The 7,194-nt window shown below is 75.9% G+C and carries 5 protein-coding genes; 4 read left to right on the top strand and 1 reads right to left on the bottom strand.

Features of this window, described 5'->3' with window-relative positions; translation table 11 throughout:
* From NH602_RS25990 to NH602_RS25975, 4 genes are all read left to right on the top strand, one after another.
* Positions 1-846, top strand: an 846-nt coding sequence (locus tag NH602_RS25990) for a hypothetical protein (protein ID WP_253069162.1), incomplete at its 5' end; no start/stop codon positions are given.
* A gap of 69 nt (positions 847-915) precedes the next feature.
* Positions 916-3,423 (top strand): ATP-dependent Clp protease ATP-binding subunit, encoded by a 2,508-nt coding sequence (locus NH602_RS25985; protein ID WP_179760237.1) that lies wholly within the window; start codon positions 916-918, stop codon positions 3,421-3,423.
* A 50-nt stretch (positions 3,424-3,473) separates the two neighbouring features.
* On the top strand, positions 3,474-4,403 hold the full coding sequence (locus NH602_RS25980; RefSeq protein WP_253069161.1) for a cation diffusion facilitator family transporter: 930 nt from the start codon (positions 3,474-3,476) through the stop codon (positions 4,401-4,403).
* Between the two features lie 43 nt (positions 4,404-4,446).
* Positions 4,447-5,307 (top strand): alpha/beta fold hydrolase, encoded by an 861-nt coding sequence (locus NH602_RS25975; protein WP_253069160.1) that lies wholly within the window; start codon positions 4,447-4,449, stop codon positions 5,305-5,307.
* A gap of 120 nt (positions 5,308-5,427) precedes the next feature.
* Here the strand turns inward: NH602_RS25975 and NH602_RS25970 are convergent.
* A partial coding sequence (locus NH602_RS25970; RefSeq protein WP_253069159.1) for an ABC transporter ATP-binding protein occupies positions 5,428-7,194 on the bottom strand: 1,767 nt, incomplete at its 5' end.

The raw sequence follows: 7,194 nt of genomic DNA, 5'->3' as shown, positions 1-7,194 counted from the left end.
GCGGCCGGGCCGGTGCCGACGGCCCTGGCCGGCCCTGTCGTGCCACCCCCACCCGCCGCCCGGCTGCAGCACGCCCCCGCGGCCGACGCGGAGCCGCCCGGCACCCTGCGCGAGCTCCTCGCGGCGATCACCGGGTCGGCGACGGCCGACCCGCTCGACCTCGCGCCCGGCACGCTCGCCGTCGACCGGGAGGGGGAGGAGGGGCTCGCCGTGTCCTGGGCGCTGCTCGACACCGACGACGGCCGCTGGACCGGCTCCGCGGACGCTGCGACCCGCCGTAGCGAGGCCGAGTCGACGATCAAGGCCTGGCTGGCCCTGGACACCCTGCGGGCCGCCGCGCAGCGGGGCCGCCCGGTCCCGCCCGCCGTACGTGCCGACATCGCCGCCGCCGTCCGCGCCTCCGACGACGGCGCGGCCGAACGGCTCTACCGCGCGCTCGGCGGCGACGCGAGCACTGCCCGGCTCGGACCGGAGTGCGGGGTGGCGGTGTCGACGTCGCGGCCCGGGTGGTGGTCCTACACGCAGGTCAGCGCGCTCGACGCCGCCCGCGTCCTCGCCTGCGTGCGCGAGCGCGCCCCCGGCCTGCCCGGCGGACCCGCACTGCTCGCCGACCTCGACGCCGTCACCCCGGACGGGCGGTCCGGGATCCGGCCCGTGCTCCCCGGCGCCGTCGCGGAGAAGAACGGCTGGACCCTGCACGGCGCGGACGGCTGGAACGTGCACTGCGTGCTGGCCTGGGAGGACCGCGCGCTGGCCGTCCTCACCACCTATCCGGGCGGGCTCGGCGTCGAGTACGGCTGGCAGGTCTGCCGCGACGTCGCCGCGGACGTGCTCGCCGCGTCCTGAGGCGGACGGTTTCGACGGGCCCGGCGCCGGGAATGCGATCGATCGCCCCGACCCGACGAGAGGTGGACGATGACCGGCTTCTTCGGCCCCGGCGACCCCCGCGGCCCGGTGCACCGGATCGACCTGACCCGGCTGCTGAGCGGCGGTGCCCGCGAGATCATGGCCCGGGCCGCCCAGGAGGCCGCGGAACGCGGTGACACCGACCTCGACGCCACGCACATCCTGCTGGCCTGCGCCCGCACCGACACCACCCGCGGCTGGATCGCCCGGGCCGGCGGCGACCCGGACACGATCGCCCGCATCCTGGAGGAGCGCCTGCCACGCCCCGGCGGTGGCCACGACGCGGGGCGGCCGCCGTCGCTGACGCCGTCGGCCAAGCGCGCGCTGCTCGACGCGCACCAGATCTCCCGCTCGCTCGGGTCGAGCTACATCGGGCCCGAGCACCTGCTGCTCGCGCTCGCCGCCAACGAGGACTCCGCCGCGGGCCGGCTGCTCGCCCGCTCCCGGTTCAGCCCCGGCGCGATGACCCCGCAGGCCCCCGCCGGGACGGGCGCGACGGGCACCCCGGACCCGGGCGCGGTCGCGGACACCGGCACCCCGACCCTGGACCAGTACGGTCAGGACCTCACGGAGGCCGCCCGCGGCGGCGGGTTGGACCCGGTCATCGGCCGCGCCGACGAGATCGAGCAGACCGTCGAGGTCCTGTCCCGCCGGACCAAGAACAACCCGGTGCTGATCGGGGAGGCCGGGGTCGGGAAGACCGCCGTCGTCGAGGGGATCGCCCAGCGCATCGCCGACGGCGAGGTGCCCGACACCCTGCGCGGACGCCGCGTCGTGCAGCTGGATCTGGCCGGTGTCGTCGCCGGCACCAAGTACCGCGGCGACTTCGAGGAACGCATGCGCACGCTGATCGAGGAGATCCGGTCGCACAGCGACGCGCTGATCGTGTTCATCGACGAGCTGCACACGATGGTCGGCGCGGGCACCGGGGGAGGGGACGGCGGCGGTGCGATGGACGCCGGGAACCTGCTCAAGCCCGCGCTGGCCCGCGGCGAGCTGCATGTCATCGGCGCCACCACGATCGACGAGTACCGCCGCCACATCGAGTCCGACAGCGCGCTGGCCCGCCGCTTCCAGCCGGTGCTGGTGCCCGAGCCGTCGGTGGAGGACGCCGTCACGATCCTGCGCGGCCTCGCCGATCGCTACGAGGCCCACCACCAGGTCCGCTACACCCCGGACGCGCTGCGCGCGGCGGTGGAGCTGTCCGACCGCTACGTCACCGACCGGTTCCTGCCGGACAAGGCGATCGACCTGCTCGACCAGGCCGGCGCCCGGGTCCGGTTGCGTACCCGCACCCCCACCGTGGACCGGCGGGCCGTCGAGCAGCGTCTCGACGCGCTGCAGCGTGACAAGGACCAGGCCGTCGCGCACGAGGACTACGAGAAGGCCTCCCAGCTGCGCGACGAGATCACCGCTGCCCGCGAGGAGCTGACCGCCGACCCCACCGACCCCGACGGTCGCGCACCCGTCGTCGGCGTCGAGGAGATCGCCGAGGTCGTCGCGCGCTCCACCGGCATCCCGGTCGCCCAGCTCACCGAGGCGGAACGGGACCGGCTGCTCAAGCTGGAGGACGAGCTGCACCAGCGCGTCATCGGGCAGGACGCCGCGGTCACCGCCGTGGCCGAGGCCATCCGCCGCTCGCGCTCCGGGCTCGGCGACGAGAACCGCCCGGTGGGCAGCTTCCTGTTCCTCGGCCCCACCGGGGTCGGCAAGACCGAGCTGGCCCGCGCCCTGGCCGTCGCGCTGTTCGGCGAGGAGGACCGCATGGTCCGCCTGGACATGAGCGAGTACGGCGAGAAGCACACCGTCGCGCGGATGGTCGGCGCCCCGCCCGGCTACGTCGGCTACGGCGAGTCCGGCGAGCTGACCGAGGCGGTGCGCCGGCGGCCGTACTCGGTGCTGCTGCTCGACGAGATCGAGAAGGCGCACCCGGACGTGTTCAACACGCTGCTGCAGGTCCTCGACGACGGCCGGCTGACCGACGGCCAGGGCCGTACCGTCGACTTCCGGCACACAGTGATCATCATGACCTCGAACGTGGGGTCGGAGCTGATCACCGGACACGGGACCACGCTCGGCTTCGGCCCGGCCGCCGGCCCGGACACCACCCCCGCCGAGCGGGAGGAGGCGGTGCTGCGCGACCGGCTGATGCCGCGGCTGCGGGAGGTCTTCCGGCCCGAGTTCCTGAACCGGATCGACGAGACCATCGTCTTCCGCCGGCTCGAGGCCGAGCAGCTCACCCGGATCACCCGGCTACTGCTCGACGACACCCGCGACCGGCTCGGCCGGATGGACATCGGCTTCGAGATCAGCGACGACGCCGTCGCGCTGCTCGCCGAGCACGGGCACGCCCCCGAGTTCGGGGCGCGTCCGCTGCGCCGCACCATCCGCCGCGAGCTCGACAACCCGCTGTCGTCGATGCTGCTCGACGGGCGGATCGGCGCGGGCCGCACCGCCCGGGTCGGCGTCGAGGACGGGGCGTTGAGCATCGAGGCGGTGGCGGTCCCCACCGGCTGAACCCGACCTCGCAGGGTTCACATGCGAATGTGTGCATGTATGGTGGCCGCATGGGGCACGGACACGGACACGGCGGCGGGTCGGGCCACGGGCACGCCGGCGCGGGCACCGACCGCCGCCGGCTGGCGACGGCACTCGGCGTCACCCTGATCACGGCGGTCCTCGGCGCCGCGGGCGCGGTCTACACCGGCTCGCTCGCGCTGCTGGCCGACCTCGGCCACCTGCTCACCGACGCAGGGGCGCTGGTCGCGGCGCTGATCGCCAGCGTGCTCGCCACCCGACCGGCGACGACGTCGCGGACCTACGGGATGGGCCGGGCCGAGGTGCTCGTGGCGGCGCTGAACGCGCTGACCCTCGTCGCGGTCGTGGTGTGGGTGGGCATCGAGGCGGTGCAGCGGTTGTTCGTGCCCGCAGCGATCCCGGGCCTGCCGCTGCTGGTCATCGGCGTGCTCGGCCTGATCGGCAACCTGGTGTCGCTCGCCGTCCTGGCCGGCGGCGACCGCGGGAACATGAACATGCGCGGTGCCATGCTGCACGTCCTCGGCGACGCCCTCGGCTCGGTGGGCGTGCTCGCCGCCGCCGTCGTCCTGATGACGACCGGCTGGCCCTACGCGGACACGATCGCCTCGCTCTTCATCGTCGCGCTCATCCTCCCGCGTGCCGTGGCGCTGCTGCGCGAGGCCGCGCACGTCCTGCTGGAGGGGGCGCCCAAGGGGGTCGACGCCCAGGAGGTCAAGGCGGCGCTGCTGGCCGTCGACGGGGTGGCCGACGTCCACGACCTCCACGTGTGGGCGATCAACGACCGCACCCCGGCCATGTCGGCGCACGTCGTCGTCGACGAGGAGGTGTCCGCGCACTGCGGGGACACCTCGGTCCTCGACCGGGCCGGGCACGTGCTGCGCGAGCGGTTCGGCCTCGACCACTCCACCCTGCAGGTCGAGCACGCAGCGCACACCGGGCACGAGAACCACTGCGGCTGAGACGCCCGATGGTCCGCGGGGCCGCCGTGGGTAGCCTCCGGGCGTGGAGCACGCGTCCGGCCCGTCCACGCCCGAGGGGGCGAGCCCGCGTGACCGCGGCGCGGGCGTCGCCGGCGTCCGTGCCGCGGCCGGGGGAGTGACCGCGCGCGCCGTCGCGCCGGACGGCGCCGGCATCGCTTTCGACGTCCGGGGCACCGGCGACCCGCTGGTGCTGCTGCCCGGACAGGCGAACTCGCGGCACTGGTGGAGCACCGTGCGTGCGGATCTCGTCAAGTACCGCACCGTCGCCGTGGACACCGCAGGCACCGGGTGCAGCGACGACGTCGTCGACCGCGACTGGAGCACACGCCGGCTCGCCCGCGATGTCGTCGCCGTGCTGGACGCGGCCGGGATCGACCGTGCCCACCTCTACGGGACGTCGATGGGCGGCCGGGTCGCGCAGTGGGTCGCCGCCGACCACCCGGACCGGGTGGGTGCGCTCGTCCTCGCGTGCACCACCGCGGGCGGACCCGACGCGATCCCTCCCGCCCCGGAGGTTCTGCGTCGCCTCGCCGACCCGGCGGACAATGCCGCCGAGCTGCGACGGCTGATGGTCGGTCCGGAGACGACCGGCCCGCTGACCGTGCTCGGCGACGACACCATGAGCCCGGCGGCCCGGGCGGGGCACCGCCGGGCGAGCGCCCGCCACGACGCCGGGGACGCGATCGCGACGATCACCGCCCCGACCCTGGTCCTGCACGGTGCCGACGACGAGTTCACGCCGCCGGGGAACGGACGGCGCCTGGCCGCGCGGATCCCCGGGGCAGAGCTGCTCGTGCTGCCCGGGGCCCGGCACGCCTGCTTCCTCGACGGTCGCGCGACCGCCGCGGTCCTCACCTTCCTCGCACGTCACCCCCTGCGCTGACCGGCGGACCCGGCACCCACGTCGGCGGGCTCCGGCCGGACCAGCAGGCGGACCCGGCCGTCGGCCGCGGCGACACACCGCGGGCCGGTGCCCGGCCCCCGGCACGAGGTGCAACCGGTCCTAGCCCGCCAGGTGCGACCAGCGGGCCGACAGCTCGTCCCAGGTGCCCTCGTCGGCGACCCGCCCGCGATCCAGCACGACCACCCGGTCCGCCCGGGCCAGCGCCGCCCGCTTCGTGCTCGCGCCGACCACGGTGCTGCCGCGGCGGCGCAGCGCGGCCCACAGCTCGATCTCGGTGCGGACGTCCAGCGCGGAGGACACGTCGTCGGCGACGATGAGCTCGGCGCCGGTCGCCAGCGCCCGGGCCATCGCGACCCGCTGCACCTGCCCGCCGGACAGCCGGATGCCCCGGTGTCCGACCACGGCGTCCGGCCCGCCTGCCGTGGCCACGTCCCGGTCGAGCCGGGCGTCGCCGACCGCGTCCTGCACCGGCCGGTCGTGGCCGAGGGCGATGTTGTCGCCGAACGTGCCCGAGAGCACCCGGGGGACCTGCCCGACGTAGGCGACCTGCCCGGGACGCAGGAACGTCTGCGGATCGTCGACCGCGCGCCCGTTCCACCGGATGACGCCCTCGTGCCCGACCAGCCCGGCCAGGCCCGCGAGCAGGCTGGACTTGCCCGACCCGACCTGGCCGGTGACCAGCACCAGCGAGCCCGCCTCGATATCGAGGTCCACGCCCTCGACGCCGACGGTGCCGTCGTCGTGCACCGCGGCGACCTTCTCCAGGCTCAGCCGGTGCAGCGGCTCGCGTCCCACCGGTTCCGGCGCGGGCGCGGTCCCGGTGGCCAGGTCGACCCCCGGCGGCAGCCGGGTCAGGTCCGCAGGACCCGCGAACGGGGCGACGGCTCGTAGCCAGCGCCGTGCGATCGGGGCCTCGGTGACCGCGGCCGCGCACACCTGCCCGAGGAACCCGGCCCCGTTCAGCGTGGTCGACACCAGCAGCGCCGTCGCCAGCGGCCAGGTCCCGGCCAGGTACAGCGACCAGGTGAGCACCACCGCGCCCTGCAGCAGCACGCCGGGGACACCGTCGAGCAGGGTGCGCACCCGGTACTCGCGGACCGTGGCCCGCACCCGGTCGCCGTCGACGGCGACCAGGTGGGCCCGCAGGGCGCCGGTCGCGGCGGCGAGCTTCACCGTGCGCACCGACTCCAGGACCGATCCCAGCGCCGTGCCGAACCGGGCCCTGGCGTCGGCCGCGATCCGCCCGGAGCGCCCCGCGAACGGCGCCCCGATCGCCGCGACGCCCGCGCAGACCAGCAGGAACCCGCCGATCACGGCGGCCGCGCGCACGTCGGCCGCCACCAGCCCGGCCACCACGACGACGACCACCGAGTTGGTGACGTCGACCCAGCGGTCCACGTAGAGGATCATCCGGTCCGAGTCCAGCGCCCGCGCCACGACCTCGCCCGCGGGGGAGCGCGGACCACGCCGCTGCATGGTCTGCCCGCGCAGCACCCCGAGCCGCAGCCGCAGCGTTGTCGCGGACCACCAGCGCGGGTAGGTGCGGAACGCGACGGCGATCCACACCGGGAACAGCATCAGCACCACCGTCAGCGCGGCGGCGGGCCCCCACGGCGTGCCGCCGCCCTCCAGCCCCGCGACGACGAGCCCCCACAGCCAGCCGGTGAGCACACCGGTGGCCGAGCCCAGGGTGGCGAGGGTGAACATCGACCCGCCCGCCAGCCCCCAGCGCGGGTGGGCCAGCGCCAGCCGCAGCACGACCCGCCACAACGGGGGAGCGGGCACCGGGTCCACGGGCGGCACCGCGCGCCGGACCGCCCGGTGCAGCAGCGGGCGCACCGGCTGCGACAACGTCCGCAGTGTCCC

This window comes from Pseudonocardia sp. McavD-2-B, from assembly GCF_024124365.1.
Lineage (GTDB): Bacteria > Actinomycetota > Actinomycetes > Mycobacteriales > Pseudonocardiaceae > Pseudonocardia > Pseudonocardia alni.
The sequence above is the reverse complement of the archived record's forward strand: the minus strand, read 5'-3'. Positions and strand labels throughout refer to the sequence as shown.

What these genes read in the sequence shown, in the direction of transcription:
- NH602_RS25985 (WP_179760237.1), top strand. Translation starts at nt 916, where the DNA reads ATGACCGGCTTCTTCGGCCCCGGCGACCCCCGCGGCCCGGTGCACCGG.
- NH602_RS25980 (WP_253069161.1), top strand. Translation starts at nt 3,474, where the DNA reads ATGGGGCACGGACACGGACACGGCGGCGGGTCGGGCCACGGGCACGCC.